This is a genomic window from Streptomyces diacarni (genome assembly GCF_003323715.1).
In the GTDB taxonomy this organism is placed as follows: Bacteria; Actinomycetota; Actinomycetes; order Streptomycetales; family Streptomycetaceae; genus Streptomyces; species Streptomyces diacarni.
The window spans coordinates 234,100-249,792 of record NZ_QOIN01000035.1 but is presented as its reverse complement, the minus strand read 5'-3'; the positions used below and the strand labels follow the sequence as shown (position 1 = coordinate 249,792).

12 protein-coding genes and 2 tRNA genes are annotated in these 15,693 nt (G+C 73.4%); 2 read left to right on the top strand and 12 right to left on the bottom strand.

Annotated elements, in window-relative coordinates; all coding sequences use genetic code 11:
- Positions 1-285 precede the first annotated feature (285 nt).
- Entirely contained in the window at positions 286-1,272 is a 987-nt protein-coding gene (gene holA / locus DTL70_RS08700) for a DNA polymerase III subunit delta (protein ID WP_181860840.1), read from the bottom strand.
- Between the two features lie 195 nt (positions 1,273-1,467).
- Between holA and DTL70_RS08695 the strand changes: the two genes are divergently transcribed.
- The gene (locus tag DTL70_RS08695) at positions 1,468-1,713 is read left to right on the top strand and encodes a hypothetical protein (RefSeq protein WP_114021296.1); all 246 of its coding nucleotides are present in this window, start codon (positions 1,468-1,470) and stop codon (positions 1,711-1,713) included.
- On the opposite strand, the gene DTL70_RS08690 is transcribed toward DTL70_RS08695, so the two are convergent.
- From DTL70_RS08690 to DTL70_RS08670, 6 genes are all read right to left on the bottom strand, one after another.
- Positions 1,650-4,277, bottom strand: coding sequence for a ComEC/Rec2 family competence protein (locus DTL70_RS08690; RefSeq protein WP_425470331.1), 2,628 nt, complete (start codon positions 4,275-4,277; stop codon positions 1,650-1,652). The genes DTL70_RS08695 and DTL70_RS08690 overlap by 64 nt on opposite strands.
- Before the next feature lie 347 nt (positions 4,278-4,624).
- Positions 4,625-5,746: a ComEA family DNA-binding protein gene (locus DTL70_RS34160; RefSeq protein WP_245979139.1), complete on the bottom strand. Its 1,122-nt coding sequence runs from the start codon at positions 5,744-5,746 to the stop codon at positions 4,625-4,627.
- A gap of 912 nt (positions 5,747-6,658) precedes the next feature.
- Positions 6,659-7,504: a DegV family protein gene (locus DTL70_RS08685; RefSeq protein ID WP_114021270.1), complete on the bottom strand. Its 846-nt coding sequence runs from the start codon at positions 7,502-7,504 to the stop codon at positions 6,659-6,661.
- A 35-nt stretch (positions 7,505-7,539) separates the two neighbouring features.
- Complete coding sequence (locus DTL70_RS08680; RefSeq protein ID WP_181860839.1) at positions 7,540-8,340, bottom strand: hypothetical protein; 801 nt, start codon at positions 8,338-8,340, stop codon at positions 7,540-7,542.
- Positions 8,341-8,564: 224 nt separating this feature from the next.
- A complete protein-coding gene (gene leuS, locus DTL70_RS08675; protein WP_114021269.1) occupies positions 8,565-11,438 on the bottom strand; it encodes a leucine--tRNA ligase in 2,874 nt (957 codons plus the stop codon).
- A gap of 414 nt (positions 11,439-11,852) precedes the next feature.
- A tRNA-Ala gene (locus tag DTL70_RS08670) sits at positions 11,853-11,925 on the bottom strand.
- Positions 11,926-12,074: 149 nt separating this feature from the next.
- Here DTL70_RS08670 and DTL70_RS08665 point away from each other — a divergent pair.
- Positions 12,075-13,511: a glycosyltransferase 87 family protein gene (locus DTL70_RS08665; protein WP_245979137.1), complete on the top strand. Its 1,437-nt coding sequence runs from the start codon at positions 12,075-12,077 to the stop codon at positions 13,509-13,511.
- Here the strand turns inward: DTL70_RS08665 and DTL70_RS08660 are convergent.
- From DTL70_RS08660 to rsfS, 5 genes are all read right to left on the bottom strand, one after another.
- Positions 13,480-13,713, bottom strand: a complete 234-nt coding sequence (locus DTL70_RS08660; RefSeq protein ID WP_114021268.1) for a hypothetical protein — start codon at positions 13,711-13,713, stop codon at positions 13,480-13,482. The genes DTL70_RS08665 and DTL70_RS08660 overlap by 32 nt on opposite strands.
- 7 nt (positions 13,714-13,720) lie before the next feature.
- Positions 13,721-13,915, bottom strand: a complete 195-nt coding sequence (locus tag DTL70_RS35105; RefSeq protein ID WP_114021267.1) for a hypothetical protein — start codon at positions 13,913-13,915, stop codon at positions 13,721-13,723.
- Positions 13,916-14,250: 335 nt separating this feature from the next.
- Positions 14,251-14,323, bottom strand: a tRNA-Ala gene (locus DTL70_RS08650).
- Between the two features lie 114 nt (positions 14,324-14,437).
- Positions 14,438-15,091 carry a histidine phosphatase family protein gene (locus DTL70_RS08645; protein WP_114021293.1) on the bottom strand — a complete coding sequence of 218 codons (654 nt, stop codon included), beginning with the start codon at positions 15,089-15,091 and terminating at the stop codon, positions 14,438-14,440.
- Positions 15,088-15,555: a ribosome silencing factor gene (gene rsfS / locus DTL70_RS08640; protein WP_114021266.1), complete on the bottom strand. Its 468-nt coding sequence runs from the start codon at positions 15,553-15,555 to the stop codon at positions 15,088-15,090. Before rsfS ends, DTL70_RS08645 begins: the two co-directional genes overlap by 4 nt.
- Positions 15,556-15,693: the final 138 nt, after the last annotated feature.

Sequence of the window (15,693 nt, the reverse complement as noted above, 5' to 3'; positions counted from 1 at the left end):
CCGGCAATAACGGCTCGATCTTCAGCCACTGCGCATCACTCAGCTCATGCCGTCGCACCATGCAGGACACCTGCCCAGCACCACACCGATCCATCACCAAGAGCCATCAGAAACGGCCTAGTGGCACCTACGCCCGGCGGGGCCGGGGCCCGGATGTCGGGAGGGAACGGGGAGGGCTCGGGTCAGCGGGAAGGGGCGGGGTCATAGGTCGGCGGCAGCCGGCGAGACGCGGAGAGGTGGGGATGCTGGGATGTGGAGGCCGGCGGGAACGGGCCGGGTTTCGGATCAGCGGGAGCGGGCGGCGCCCGCAATGGTGACGACGGCCTTCTCCAGCGCGTACTCCGGATCGCTGCCGGCGCCCTTGACCGCCGCGTCCGCCTCCGCGACGGCCCGCAGCGCGGCAGCCACGCCGTCCGGCGTCCACCCGCGCATCTGCTGACGCACGCGGTCGATCTTCCACGGCGGCATGCCCAGCTCCCGCGCCAGGTCGCCGGGGCGCGCCCCGCGCGGGGCGCCGGCCAGCTTGCCGATCGCCCGCACCCCCTGGGCCAGCGCGCTGGTGATCAGCACCGGCGCGACACCGGTGGACACCGCCCAGCGCAGCGTCTCCAGCGCCTCGGCCGCCCTGCCCTCGACCGCCCGGTCGGCGACGGTGAAGCTGGAGGCCTCCGCCCGGCCCGTGTAGTAGCGGCCGACCACGGCCTCGTCGATCGTCCCCTCCACGTCGGCGGTAAGCTGCGTGCAGGCGGACGCCAGCTCCCGCAGGTCGCTGCCGATGGCGTCGACCAGCGCCTGGCACGCCTCGGGCGTCGCCGAACGCCCCAGCGTCCGGAACTCGCCGCGCACGAAGGCCAGCCGGTCGGCCGGCTTGGTCATCTTCGGGCACTCGACCTCGCGCGCGCCCGCCTTGCGCGCGGCGTCCAGCAGTCCCTTGCCCTTCGCGCCGCCCGGATGCACGAGAACGAGGGTGATCTCCTCCACCGGCGCGGACAGGTACGCCTTCACGTCCTTGACCGTCTCCGCCGCCAGGTCCTGAGCCGCGCGCACGACCACGACCTTCCGCTCGGCGAACAGCGACGGGCTGGTCAGCTCGGCGAGCGTGCCCGGCTGGAGCTCCCCCGACGCGAGATCACGCACATCGGTGTCGGCGTCGGCGGCCCGCGCCGCCTCGATCACAGACCGCACGGCCCGGTCGATGAGCAGCTCCTCCTGGCCCACCGCGAGGGTCACGGGGGCCAGCGGATCGTCGGAGGTCTTCTTACGCGCAGCCATCCCGATCAGGATCCCACGCCGCACCGACAGCTGAGCACCTCCCGGCCCCGTCCCCGCCCTCCACGCCCTCCACGCCCTCCACGCCAGGCTTGGTCCCACTCCCGGTGGTCTGCCCCTCAGGAGCAACCGAGCCAGGAGCAACCGGGCCCCAGCCGACCCGGCAGGGCCCTCCGCTGGGAGAATGCCCCGGTGACGGTGAGCGACGTGCGGCATGTACTGGTACTGCCCGACAGGGACGCGGCCGAGGAAGTGGCCCTCCAGCTGGATCTGCGGCTCGGCCTCCCGGAGGAGCCCGAACTGGTCCGCGACGCCCTCGCCGGGGAGGACGACGCCGAGGACGCACAGTGGCTGGTCGTCCTCGAAGACCCGCACGCCGCCTACGACACCGCTGTCCTGGCCTCCCTCGCGGAGGAACACGAGGGCTGGCTGGAGACCGACTGAGCCGCCCGGCACGCGCGCCGTACCCCGCCGTCGCCGCGTACCCCGATGCCATCGAGCGCTCCGCCACCGTGTGGTCCGCCGTCACCGCGTGCCGACGCCGCTGTGTGGCCCGGGGTCCCTCCCGCCGCGACCGGGTCGCCCCGCTGGGTGACCACGGCAGGGGTGCCGTCGGGGCGCCGCACCAGCGCCAGTGCCCCGTTGCGGTCCGTCCGCGCGACCAGCGCCCCCGCGGAGGCCAGCGCATCCAGCGTCTCGGGGGCCGGATGCCCGTAGGGGTTGTCCCGCCCCGCCGAGACGAGGGCCACCCGCGGGCGCAGCCGCCGCAGCAGCTCGGGATCCTGGAAGCGTGAACCGTGGTGCGCCACCTTCAGCACGTCCGCCCGCGGCAGGTCAGGCCGCAGTGCCAGCAGGCCCTGCTGCGCTTCCGGCTCCAGATCGCCGGGCAGAAACAGGCTGAGGCCCGCCGTACGGACGAGGAGTGTGACACTCGCGTCGTTGGCGCCCTCCCCGCTCTCCCCGCTCTCCCCGTCAGCCTCGCCGCTCCTCCCGTCGCTGCCGCCGCTCCCCTCCGCCAGACCGCCTCCCGTGGCCTGGGGCCACACCACCTCCCACCGGAGGTCTCCGACGCGGCGCCGCTCGCCCGCGTGGGCGGTGAGCACCGGCACCCCCGCCCGCCGTGCCGCCTCGCGCACGAACTCCGCCTGCCCTGGGGGCCGTGCCAGCCCCGTCGTCTCGATGGCTCCCACCTTCCTGCCCCGCAACACCCCCGTCAGGCCCGCCACATGATCGGCGTGGAAGTGCGTCAGCACGACCAACGGCACCGACGTCACACCGAGCCGGCTCAGACACCGGTCGACCGCTGCGGGATCGGGCCCCGCGTCCACCACCACGGCTCCGCCCGCCCCACCCCGCTCCGCGTCCACGGCCAGCACCAGCGCGTCGCCCTGGCCCACGTCGCACGCGACCATCCGCCATCCCGTCGGCGGCCATCCCGTGAACGGCCGGACCAGCGGCACCGGCCGCACCACCGCCACCAGCAGTGCCAGCACGCACGCGGCACACCACCACGGCCGGTACGGCAACCGCAGCCGGGCGGCCACCAGGAACAGCCCCGCCAGCAGCGCCGCGAGCCCCAGCGCCCCCGCCCAGGACCCCGGCCAGCCGATCTCCGCGCCGGGCAACTCCGCACCCGTCCGTGCGATGCCCGCGATGGCCTCCACCGGCCAGCTCGCCAGCCACACCAGTGCCTTGGCCACCGGCATCGCGAGCGGCGCGGCCACCAGCGCGGCGAACCCGAGCACGGTGGCCGGCGCGACCGCGAACTCCGCCAGCAGGTTGCACGGCACCGCCACCAGGCTCACGTGCGCCGCCAGCACCGCGACCACCGGCGCGCATCCGGCCTGCGCCGCGGCTGCCGCGGCCAGGGCCTCCGCCAGCCTGCCCGGACACCCTCGCCTGCGCAGGGCCTCAGACCAGCAGGGCGCCACCGTCAACAGGGACGCGGTGGCCAGCACGGAGAGCAGGAAGCCGAAGTCCCGCGCCAGCCAGGGGTCGTAGAAGACCAGCACCAGCACCGCCGCGGCCAGGGCGGGCAACAGCGAACGCCGCCGCCCCGTGCCGATCGCCCAGACCGTGATCAGCCCGCAGGCCGCCGCCCGCAACACGCTCGGCTCCGGTCTGCACACCACGACGAAGCCCAGCGTCAGCATGGCCGCGACCACCGCCGTGGTCCGCAGCGGAAGCCCGAGCCGGGGAGCGAGCCCCCGCCGCTCCGCCCGGTGCGCGAGCCCCGGCGGACCGATGAGCACGACCAGCAGGATCGACAGGTTCGCCCCGCTCACAGCGAGCAGATGCGTCATGTCCGTGGCGCGGAAGGCCTCCTCGAGATCCCGGCTCAACTCGGAGGTGTCGCCGACCACCAGCCCCGGCAACAACCCCCGCGCGTCCTCGTCCAGACCGGTGACGGCACTCCGCAACCCGGCGCGGAGCCGGCCCGCGGCCCGTTGCACGGCTATCGGTCGCCCGACGACCTCGGGCGGACCTGAGTCCGCCCGCAGCACCGCCGCGATGTCCCCGCCTCCTCGTCTGTCGGAGTCGGGTGGCACGAGGTCGCCGTGCACCCGGAGGCGGGTGGAGGGCAGCAACCGCAGCCAGGCGGCGCGGGACGGCGCGGCGCTCGCCTCCGGGCCGCTGTCCAGGCCGCTTGCCTCGCCCCTCCGCTGCGCTGCGCTTTCCCTGCTCCTCCCCTCCCCCGCTCCGCCCTCCTCCCCGTCCAGCCTGACCAGCAGCAGTACCGGTGTGCGCAGCCGGGTCCTGGAGTTGTCCCCGGCCACGAGGGCGACCGCCTCCGCCTGGACCACCACGACTCCGGGCGTCTGCCGTGATCCCCACACCCGGGGCCGGGTCACCCGGGGATCTTTCGTGACGGTGACCTCGACGGTCGCCTCCGTGTGCTGTTCGGCCAGCTCGGGCAACGGCCCCCTGTGCAGATCGGCCGCGTGCAGCGCGGCACTGCCGCCGGCGGCTGCCGCGCACAGGAGGCTGACCGCCGCGCCGAGGAGCACGGTGCGCCTGCGCGCCCTGTGGCCGACGCGGGCCGCGGGCCCGGGGGCCGCCCGGCCCGCAGCAGCGGTCGGGGTGGTAGCTCGCGCGGAGGGGCCGGCCCTCGCCCTCCCGCCCCGCAGCGCGAGGGCCACCAGCGCGAGCCCGGCCAGGCCGCTCAGGGCGACACCGACCGCGGCCTGCGTCCCGGAGAAGCCCAGTGCTCCGGCGGCCGCCGCCCAGGCCGCCAGCGCGGGCCCGACCAGTCGTAAGTCCCGTGGCTCCTGCGGTGTCTGTGCTGCTTCCGCTTCGCCCGGGCGGCCGTCGGGACGAGCCGGGCCCGAGGCTGCCACCCGTCGGCGGCTCGTGCTCACGGTGTGACCTTGGGTTTGATGTCCGCGAACCGCTTCTCGCCGATGCCGTTCACTTCCTTGAGCTGGTCGATCGACGTGAAGCCGCCGTGCTCCGTGCGGTAGTCCACGATGTGCTGGGCCAGTACGGGCCCGACGCCCGGGAGGGTTTCCAGCTGCTCCGGGGTGGCCGCGCTCAGGCTGATCGGTGCCGCGGGCCCGCCGCTCGCCGCGCCGGTGGACGCGCCGCCGCCCGCGGTGGCGCCGGGCGGCGCGGCGGCCCCGCCCTTGCCGGGCTTCCCCACCACGATCTGCTCCCCGTCCACCAGCAGCCGCGCCCGGTTCAGCCCACTGGTGTCGGCTCCCTTGCGGAGCCCGCCCGCCGCCTCCAGCGCGTCGGTCACCCGCGATCCCGCCGGCAAGCGGTGGACTCCGGGATCGCGCACCTTTCCGGATACGTCCACCACGAGCCGCTTGCCCGGCGACGCGCTGGTGGAGGCCGCGGGCACGCCGCCAGAGCCCGGCCCCGGGGAAGCGCCGCCCGGTGAGCGCGCTGTCGGACCTCCTTGCGGGGCCCCTGCCGCGCTCGGGACGGCGACGCCCTGGGGCCGGCCCGTCCAGAAGTGGTGTACCGCGAACCCCACCGCGACCAGCAGCACCAACGCGAGCGCCACCAGTGTCTTCGGCTCGATTCCGCAGCGCAGCCGCAGCCACGTCGGCAGCCGCTCCTCCAGTGCGAGCCCCCAGCGTTCCCGCCAGGGCAGCCTCGCCCGAGCTCCGCGCTCCCCGTCCTGCTCGGTGAAGAACCCACCTCCCACCCGCCCCGGCTCGGAGCCGTCGCCCGGCCCGGGGTCCTCGTCCTCCTCGTGCTGCTCCCCGCGCTCCTCCTCGTGCCGCCGTGCGGCAGCCGGCAGGTGTTCCGCTCCTCCTGCGCGCCCTCCAGCGCGTCCTCCCGCGTACTGCCTGCTCCCGGAGGGCTCCGGCCTCTCGCCACGGCGGGGCTCGGTGCCCGGCGACCGGCCCGCGCCGCTGCTCCGCTCGTCCTCCGGCCATGCACGCTCCCGGCCCGGGCCCGGGTGCAGCCGCTTGCGGCTCCGCTGGACGGCGTCGCGGGCCGCCGCGACGGCCTCCGCCCGGGGCATGGTGCGGGGCGCGGCCCACGTCTCGTGCTCGGGCGCGGGCCGCTCAACGAGAGGGCGAGTCCTGGCACGTGGCTCGGGCAGCTCGTCCGCCCCGTCGTGCGGCTCAGCGAGTGGCTCGGCGAAAGGTTCGCCGGGGGGCAGGGCCCCCTCGTGGAGAGGGGGCGCCGCCCCCGGGAGCGAGGCCGTCTCACGAAGCGACGCCGTTTCACGGCACGGAGCCGTCTCGTCCCGGAGCGGGGGCTCGGTGAGCAGCGACCTTGCTCGGGCGGCCGGCCCTCCCGGATCGGGTGCCGTACGCCGCGAGCGACGTACGAGACGGTGTCCGTCCCGCCGGCCCGGGCCCGTGCCCGGGTTGCCCCGCGGGCCTCGGGGCGGTCGGCGCCGGGCCGGCCGGCGGCTGCGCGCGCCGCCCGCGCGCACGTCGGGCCGGCCGGCCGCGACGGCTACGCCGTCCCGTTCCCCATGCGGGCCCTGCGCCCCGGCCTGTGCACCCCCCGGACTCCCCGCCACCCCGCCCTGGCCACTGGCCGAGGCCGGCGCTCCTCCTCCGCGATCCCCGGGCGGGCCGGTCGTCCCCGCGTCGTCGTCACCATCGGCCCAGCGCGGCGCCGGCTTCCGGCCGCCCGGTGCCCCGTGTGCTGCCGCGCGCGCCGAGGCCGCGTCGGCCGCGTCCGTGGCCCACGCCTGCGGGCGCCCCCGCACCCCGCGCTCCGCTCCGGGCTCTCCCACTCGTTCGCTCATGTCCAGGACGGTAGGCAGCCCCCTCGCCACATGAGGATCTTGCTCGATTCCGGTGGAGAACCCGCGAGTTGTGGATAACTCGCTCACCCACTCGGGGGACACCGGGGGAAGGGCGAGGGCAGCCGCGTGGAGCGGCGAGGCACCCAGGAGAGCACTCCGGCCCGAAGAGCCTCACCTGACGGACAGCACGGCCCCCAGCAGCCCAGGACCCGTGTGGGCGCCGATGACGGCGCCCACCTCGCTGACGTGCAGTTCCCGCAGCCCGTGCACCCGCTCGCGGAAGCGCTCCGCGAGCTTGGCCGCGCGTTCGGCCGCGGCCAGGTGGTGGACGGCGATGTCCACCCGGGCGTCCGCCGCGCGGTCCACGATGATCTCTTCGAGGCGGGCGACGGCCTTCGACGCGGTACGGACCTTCTCCAGCATCCCGATGCGCCCGTCCTCCACCTCCAGCAGCGGCTTGACGGCGAGTGCCGAACCCAGCAGGGCCTGTGCCGCGCCGATCCGGCCACCCCTGCGCAGGTAGTCGAGCGTGTCCACGCAGAAGACCGCGCAGGTGGCCTCCGCACGCTTCCGGGCGGCGGCCACGGCGTCGTCCAGCGTGCCGCCCGCCTCGGCGGTCTCGGCGGCCGCCAAGGCGCAGAAACCCAGGGCCATCGCCACGACGCCGGTGTCGACGACCCGCACCGGGACGGGGGCCTCCTTGGCCGCCAGCAGGGCGGCGTCGTACGTGCCGGAGAACTCGGAGGACAGGTGCAGCGAAACGATTCCCTCGGCCCCCGCTCGTGCTGCGGCCCGGTAGGCACGGGCGAAGGTGTCGGGGCTGGGCCGGGACGTCGTGACGGGGCGCCGTTCGCGCAGCGCGGCCTCCAGCGAGCGGGCCGAGATCTCCGTGCCCTCTTCGAGCGCCTCGTCACCGAGTACGACGGTGAGCGGCACGGCCTCGATCGCGTGCCGCCGCAGGGCCTGGGGCGGCAGGTAGGCGGTGGAGTCCGTGATGATCGCGAGGCGGCCGTGCATGGAACGGAGCGTATCGGGCGGGTGAGGGGGCGGGCTCAGGAGGCGCTGCGCGGGGGTCGTTTGCCGAACGTGTGCGGCGTACGCCCGCAGTCGGCCGTCGGGTCGGTCCACGACGGGTCGAGCCCCTGCCCGGACGGGCCGAGCTCGGGCCGGCTCTCGGTTCCTCCGGCGGTTTCTCCGGCGCCTCGCCGGTTCGTGGAGGGGGGCGTCTCGCGCTTCCTTCCGCTGGTGGACCGCTGCGCTGCCGCGTCGGCGGGCGCACCCGAGGTCGGGTCGGCCTCACCGGCCGGGCCCGGGGTCCAGTGGCGCAGGGCGCCGGACTCGATGTCGATCTGGCCTCGCAGCGCGTCCAGCCCCTCGGCGTCGAACTGGCGTGCCCGGTCCTGGGCCGCGAAGCGCAGCGAGTCGGCGGACTCCTTGATGCGGCGCATCCGCTCACGCGCGTCCTGGAGCCTCCCGGTGACCCGCGTTCTGTCCGGTTCGTGCTCCATCAGGAGCCGCAGTTCGCCATCGAGCTGGCGGGCGTGCTCGTGCAGGCGGTCCAACAGGTGGACCGCGTCGGAGAGCCCGGCGTCGTCGCGGGCGCCGGCCTCCAGTGCGGCGCGCGTTCCGTCGATCGAGGTGCGCAACTCCAGGCGGATGCGGGCGGCTTCGCCGATCGGCCCCGGCTGGGCGGAGCGGGCCTTGAGCGTCGTCTCCTCGACCGTACGGCGCACCTGCGCGCCCGTGCGCTCCACGCCCTTCTTGACGGCTCGCACGCCCCGCACGGTCGCGACCGTGCCCAGGGCGAGGACGGCCAGCACAAACACCAGCCCGATGACGACTGCCACGTCCACAGGTCGCTCCTCCGTCGTCGGTCCGTCCCACCGTCTCCGTTCAGCCTAAACGGGCGGGGGCTGCCGCGGGTTCCGAAGAACCCGGAGCAGCCCCCGTGAAGCCCCGTAGGGGTCGGCCCGGACACTCAGGGCCGAGGCACCCGGGCCGGGGGGCTCGGGCCCGCACACTCGGGCCGAGGCACCCGGGCCGGGGCACTCAGGCCGCAGCGACCAGGCCGGGACGCTCAGGCCGGGACGATGTTGACCAGTTTCGGCGCGCGGACGATCACCTTGCGCACCCCGGCGCCGCCCAGCGCCCTGACGACCACGGGCTCGGCCAGGGCCGCCGCCTCCAGATCGGCCTCGGAGACGGAGGGCGAGACCTCCAGGCGGGCCTTGACCTTGCCCTTGATCTGGACGACGCAGGTCACCGTCTCGTCCACCAGGTAGGCAGGGTCGGCTAGGGGGAAGTCCTGGTAGACGACGCTCTCCTCGTGGCCCAGCCTGCGCCACAGCTCCTCCGCGACGTGGGGAGCCAGCGGGGCGATCAGCCGGACCATCGTCTCCACGACGGATCGCGGAACCTCGCCCAGCTTGGTGACGTGGTTGTTCAGCTCCGTGATCTTCGCGATGGCGGTGTTGAAGCGCAGGCCGGCCATGTCCTGGGTGACGCTGTCGATCGCCTTGTGCACGGCGCGCAGGGTCGCCTCGTCCGGCTCCGTGTCGACGACGGTCGTCTCACCGGTCGCCTCGTCCACCGTGTTGCGCCACAGGCGCTGCAGCAGCCGGAACTGGCCGACGACCGCACGCGTGTCCCAGGGGCGGGAGACGTCCAGCGGCCCCATGGCCATCTCGTACAGCCGCAGCGTGTCGGCGCCGTATTCCGCGCAGATCTCGTCCGGGGTGACCGCGTTCTTCAGGGACTTGCCCATCTTGCCCAGCAGGCGGCTGACCTTCTCGCCCTGGTAGTAGTACGCGCCGTCGCGCTCGACCACCTCGGCGGCGGGAACGGCGATGCCGCGCGCGTCCCGGTAGACGTACGCCTGGATCATGCCCTGGTTGTACAGCTTGTGGAACGGCTCGGCCGAGGAGATGTGTCCCAGGTCGTGCAGCACCTTGGACCAAAAGCGCGCGTACAGCAGGTGCAGCACCGCGTGTTCGGCACCCCCCACGTACAGGTCAACACCGCCGGTCGGCTGCCCCTCGCGCGGGCCCATCCAGTAGCGCTCGACGTCGGGGTCGACCAGCTTGTCGTCGTTGCGCGGGTCCAGGTAGCGCAGCTCGTACCAGCACGAGCCCGCCCAGTTGGGCATGGTGTTGGTCTCGCGGCGGAAGCGCCGCGGGCCCTTGCCGTCGCCCAGGTCCAGTGTGACGTGGACCCACTCCTCGTTCCGCGACAGCGGCGTCTCGGGAGAGGTGTCGGCGTCGTCGGGGTCGAAGGTGCGCGGGGAGTAGTCCTCGACCTCGGGCAGCTGGAGCGGCAGCATCGATTCGGGCAGCGGGTGGGCGATGCCGTCCTCGTCGTAGACGATGGGGAACGGCTCGCCCCAGTAGCGCTGCCGGCTGAAGAGCCAGTCACGCAGCCGGAAGTTGACCGTGCCCTCGCCCAGTCCGTGCTCCTCCAGCCAGCGCCGCATCCGCTCCTTGGCCTCGGCCACGCCCAGGCCGTCCAGGCTGATGTCCTCGCCCGTGGAGTTGACCAGGGCCGCGTCGTACGAGCTGAAGGCGTCCGCCCACGCCGACGGGTCCAGGCCGCGGCCGTCGTTCGGCTCCACGACGCAGCGCATCGGCAGTTCGAAGGCGCGCGCGAACTCGAAGTCGCGCTGGTCGTGCGCGGGCACCGCCATGATCGCGCCGGTGCCGTAGCCCATCAGCACGTAGTCGGCGATGAAGACGGGCACCTGCTCCTGGCTGACCGGGTTGGTGGCGTAGACGCCGGTGAAGACACCGGTCTTGTCCTTGGCCTCCGCTTGGCGCTCGACGTCCGACTTGGCCTCCGCCTGCGCACGGTAGGCCGCGACGGCCTCGGCGGGGGTCGCGTAACCGCCGGTCCACACCTCGTGCGTGCCCTCGGGCCACACGTGAGGGACCACGGAGGCGACCAGCGGGTGCTCGGGCGCCAGCACCATGTAAGTGGCACCGAAGAGGGTGTCCTGGCGGGTGGTGAAGACGTCGATCGTCGCGTCCCCGAGGGGGAAGGCGATACGGGCGCCCTCGCTGCGGCCGATCCAGTTGCGCTGCTGCAGCTTGATGGCCTCGGGCCAGTCCAGGTCGTCCAGGTCGTCCAGCAGCCGGTCCGCGTAGGCGGTGATCCGCATGTTCCACTGGCGCAGCTTCGCCTTGAAGACGGGGAAGTTCCCGCGCTCGGAGCGCCCGTCCGCGGTCACCTCCTCGTTGGCCAGCACGGTGCCCAGGCCCGGGCTCCAGTTGACCGGCGCGTCCGAGGCGTAGGCCAGCCGGTACTCGCCCAGCAGGTCGGCCCGCCCGCGCTCGCCCAGCTCACTCCAGGCGCCCCAGCCCTCGGGGGTCGGACGGGCGCCGGAGGAGAACTGCTCGACCAGTTCCTCGATGGGGCGCGCCGTGCCGGCCTCGGCGTCGTACCAGGAGTTGAAGATCTGCAGGAAGATCCACTGGGTCCAGCGGTAGTACTCGGGGTCGATCGTCGCGAACGACCTGCGCTGGTCGTGGCCCAGGCCCAGGCGGCGCAGCTGCGCCTTCATCTGGACCATGTTCGCCTCGGTCGAGGTCCGCGGGTGGGTGCCCGTCTGCACGGCGTACTGCTCGGCGGGCAGCCCGAAGGCGTCGAAGCCCAGGGTGTGCAGCACGTTGTGCCCGGTCATGCGCTGGTAGCGGGCGTAGACGTCGGTGGCGATGTAGCCCAGCGGGTGCCCGACGTGCAGCCCCGCACCCGAGGGGTAGGGGAACATGTCCATGATGAACTTTTTGGGTCTGGCGGCCTTCGCGGGCTCTCCGCCCAGCGGGCCCTCGCCGGGGTTGGGCGCCTCGTAGGTGCCCTGCTTCTCCCAGAAGTCCTGCCAGCGTGCCTCGATGTCGGCGGCCAGCGCCGCCGTGTAGCGATACGGGGCCGCGGTCTCGGCGGCGGTGGTGGTCTCGCTCATCGTCCTCAAAGCTCCATCGGTCGTCTCTGCCCAGCGCTCCTGAAACGAAAAAACCCCTCGCACAGGAGGGGGAGCCGCGCCGATTCCGGTCCGCGGAGGAGGGACCGGCAGTGGTTCAGCGCGGCTCGCTAAGCAGAAGGCGTACGGCACGCATAGCGCTCAGGGTACCGCACGAGAAAAGGAGCCCATCCTGGAGCCCGGGAGACCCCACCGACACGGCAGAGACAAGCCCCGGAGGGACGAAGACAGCCCCCCGACCAACACAACAGAGGTCACAAAGGGTTGACCCCAATTCGGCCGGCACCCCTCAGGGGGTGTGGGTGGCGAAGCCCCCACAAACGCGGCGAAGCCGCAAAAACGAAGGAAGCGAGATGGCCTGCGCTTCCCGCAGGCACACCTCGCCTCTCGCTTCCGTGGAGCTAAGGAGAATCGAACTCCTGACCTCTTGCATGCCATGCAAGCGCTCTACCAACTGAGCTATAGCCCCGTGGGGTGGTCCGCCGGGGTCTTCCCCGCGACGGCTCCGCCAGCTTACACGGCGTGGGTGGCGTTTCGCCAAATCGGTTTCCCGCCGCACCGGGGACGGGCGGCACGGGCCGCCCGTCCCCGCCACTGACCAGCCGGTACCGTCGCCCCGTGAGCACGTTGCAACAGGCCGTCGAGAGCAAAGGGACACCGACGCTCAGGGGGTACCTGCTCCGCCGCCCGGTCACGCTGGCGGCGGCCCTGTGCATGGTTTCCTTCGCCGCCTTCTGGGCGGCACAGCGCACAGCGGACGTCTCGATGATCGACCTGATGGTCTACCGGGCGGAGGGATGGACCGTCCGGGGCGGCTACGACCTGTACGCGATGCGGGCCACCCACGCCGACCTGCCGACCACGTATCCGCCGTTCGCCGCCCTGCTGTTCATGCCGCTGACGCTGCTGGACGTGGCGGACATGCGGAGCGTGGCGACCTTCGCCAACCTCGGCCTGCTGGTGGCCCTCGTCCATCTGACGCTGCGGCTTGTGGATCGCCCGCTGCACGCCCCCCGTACCGCCGCGACGCTGGTGATCGCCGCGGTGGCCGTGTGGTGCGAGCCGGTGTGGACGACGCTGCGCTACGGGCAGATCAACCTGCTGCTGGCCGTGCTGGTGCTGTGGGACCTGACGCGGCGCGAGGGGCACCGCTGGGCGGGGGTGGGGATCGGTGTCGCGGCGGGCATCAAGCTCACCCCCGCACTGTTCGCGGTTTTCCTCGTCCTGTGCGGCCTCGTCCACGGCTTGCGGAGGGTGCGCCGTACGGGCCGCGCGAGCGAGCTGTGGAACGTCTGGATGCGGCAGGCCGCCGTGGCCACCGCGACCTTTTCGGCCACCGCGCTGCTGTCCGCCGTGCTGCTGCCGCGCGACTCACGGCGCTTTTGGGGAGAGGCTCTCTTCCAGTCGGGACGGGTGGGGCGCACCGAGATCACCGACAACCAGTCGCTGAGCGGCGTCGCCGCCCGTCTGCTGCACACCGGCGATCCGGGTGCGCTGTGGGTCGCGGCGGCGGTGACGGCGGCCGTACTGGGGCTGGGAGCCGCGACGGCGGCCACGCTGGCCGGACAGCGGCGGCTGCCGCACGCCTCCGCGTGGGGGGCCGTCGCCTGCGCGGTGACGGCGCTGCTGATCAGCCCGATCTCCTGGTCCCACCACTGGGTGTGGTGCGTTCCGCTGGTGCTGCTGCTCGGCGCGGAGGCGCACCGGCGTGCCAGCCGCCGCTGGGCGGCCGCGGCCGCGGCGACGATGGCGGTCTTCTGCACCTACGCGCTCTGGTGGGTGCCCCGCGACGCGGACGCCGCCCGCGCCCCCGAACTGGGCCAGAGCGGCGCACAGATGCTGCTGTCCGCCTGCTACCCGCTCGCCGGGACGGCGTTCCTCGTGCTGACGGCGGTCGTGGCGCTGCGGGCCCTTCGCGGGCGAAGGGCGGGAGACCGGCAGACCTCAGCAAGGCGGGCCGGCGGCAGACGTCAGGAGCGCAGGGCAACGGAAGGCGTCAGGACGGCGGAACGGCGGCGCGATGTCAGGCCGTTGCGAAGGAGTAGAACCGCTTGAGGGCACAGTGGGCGTCCAGCAGGCGCCCGTAGATCGGCTCGCCGTCGAGCTCGCGGTACGTCTCGATCGGGTCGCCCTTTATGATCAGCGCTCGCGCGCAGTCCTCGCACCAGTACTGGTAGGCGCTGTTGGCCGGCTCCATGTCGCGCACGATCGGGGTGCCACTGCCGCACCAGTCGCACTTCCTGCTGTGGGCACCCATCGCTCACTCAGCTCCAGATGTGGCCGCAAGCCGTGCACACGTAGGACACTCCTCCATTGTCGCCGAGCACTTGGGCGACGTTCGCCGAACCACAGGACGGGCACTGCAGGTTGTCCGGGACGCCCTCCGGGCGCTCCTGGCGGGGCGGGGACCATGCGGATGCGGGCTCGGTGGCGTCCTCGCCGAGGACCGTCGCCGGCATCGCACTCGTCCCTCCCTGCGCCTTCCCCCCTCCAGCCGTCACGATTCTGCCACGTTCCGCCGCCCTGCCTTAAGGCCCGGTCAGCGATCCACTGCGGGGCCCCGCCTCCTGTGCCGCTTCCCCGCGGAGGGCCCCCGAACCGCAGAAAGAGAGAACACAGACGAAGAGAGAACACGGAGGGAGGGAAAACAGCGTCCGAAGAGAGCACCGACTCTCTCACCGAGCCCCCGCCGGGGGCGTGGGCGGCGCAGCACGAAGCGGAGCGAAGCCGCGCGAAAACAAAGAAAGCGAGATGGCCTGCGCTTCCCGCAGACGCACCTCGCCTCTCGCTTCCGTGGAGCTAAGGAGAATCGAACTCCTGACCTCTTGCATGCCATGCAAGCGCTCTACCAACTGAGCTATAGCCCCGGGCTCCGGCACCTGAGTGCCGCGAACGAGAAGAACTCTAGCGGGTGGCCAGGCCGAATGAGAAATCGGCCCGAGGGCCGCCGGCCCCCCACCCGACCCGGCAGGAGCACCGGCTCAGTCGTCGTCCCCGAGCACGGGCTCGGGCAGGCTGCCCGCGTTGTGCTCCATGAGCCGCCAGCCGCGCACCGTCTCACCCAGCACTGACCAGCTGCAGTTGGACAGGCCGCCCAGCGCCTCCCAGGTCGGGGAGGGAAGGCCGATGAGCCGCCCGATGGTGGTCCGGATGGTGCCGCCGTGGCTGACGACGACGAGGGTGCCGTCGTCCGGGAGCTTGTCGGCGCTGCGCTCCACGACGGGTGCCGCGCGGTCGGCGACCTCCGTCTCCAGCTCGCCGCCGCCGCGCCGCACCGGCTCGCCCCGCTTCCAGGCCGTGTACTGCTCGCCGTAGCGGACGACGATCTCCTCGTGCGTGAGCCCCTGCCAGTCACCCGCGAAGGTCTCCCGCAGGCCCTCGTCGTAGGTGACGTCGAGCCCGGTGAGGGCCGCCAGCTCGGTCGCGGTGGCCACGGTGCGCCGCAGGTCGGAGGAGACGATCGCGTCCGGGCGCAGCGCCGCCAGCAGCCGGGCGGCCCGTCGCGCCTGGTCGAGCCCCGCGTCGGTCAGCGGGATGTCGGTCGTGCCCTGGAAGCGGCGTTCGAGGTTCCACGCCGTCTGGCCGTGCCGCCACAGAACGATCTTGCGGTTGCGGACCGCCGCGGTGCCGTTCAGCGCAGCTCTCCGTCCAGCTCGTCGGACGTGTCCGCCGCGGCGTCCTGCCCTTCGGTGCCTGCCGCGTCGGCGTGCTCGGCGCCCTTGCCGCGGGTCGCCTCGGCGTCCTCGGGGAGTTCCAGTTCGGGGCAGTCCTTCCACAGCCGCTCCAGGGCGTAGAAGACCCGCTCCTCGCTGTGCTGCACGTGGACGACGATGTCGACGTAGTCCAGCAGCACCCAGCGGCCGTCGCGCTCGCCCTCGCGGCGGGCGGGCTTGGCGCCCAGCTCCTTGAGCAGGCGCTCCTCGATCTCGTCGACGATGCCCTTGACCTGCCGGTCGTTGGGGGCCGAGGCGAGGAGGAAGGCGTCGGTGATGGCGAGCACGTCACTGACGTCGTAGGCGACGATGTCGTGCGCGAGCTTGTCGGCGGCCGCCTGTGCGGCGGTTTCGATGAGCTCGAGGGAACGGTCGGTGGCGGTCACAGGCAAGGCTTTCGAGTCGGAAGCATGTCGTATTCCAGGGTCTCACGGCCGCCCGGCGGCCTCGGTCCTTCGCCCCCGCGGCCGGGCCGCCGTGCGGCCTCGCTCACGGAGACCGGGGCCACGCTCACGGAAGGTGAC

What these genes read in the sequence shown, in the direction of transcription:
- leuS (WP_114021269.1), bottom strand. Translation starts at nt 11,438, where the DNA reads ATGAGCGAGACCACCACCGCCGCCGAGACCGCGGCCCCGTATCGCTAC.
- DTL70_RS08685 (WP_114021270.1), bottom strand. Translation starts at nt 7,504, where the DNA reads ATGCACGGCCGCCTCGCGATCATCACGGACTCCACCGCCTACCTGCCG.
- holA (WP_181860840.1), bottom strand. Translation starts at nt 1,272, where the DNA reads ATGGCTGCGCGTAAGAAGACCTCCGACGATCCGCTGGCCCCCGTGACC.
- DTL70_RS08660 (WP_114021268.1), bottom strand. Translation starts at nt 13,713, where the DNA reads ATGGGTGCCCACAGCAGGAAGTGCGACTGGTGCGGCAGTGGCACCCCG.
- DTL70_RS35105 (WP_114021267.1), bottom strand. Translation starts at nt 13,915, where the DNA reads ATGCCGGCGACGGTCCTCGGCGAGGACGCCACCGAGCCCGCATCCGCA.
- DTL70_RS34160 (WP_245979139.1), bottom strand. Translation starts at nt 5,746, where the DNA reads ATGCCCCGGGCGGAGGCCGTCGCGGCGGCCCGCGACGCCGTCCAGCGG.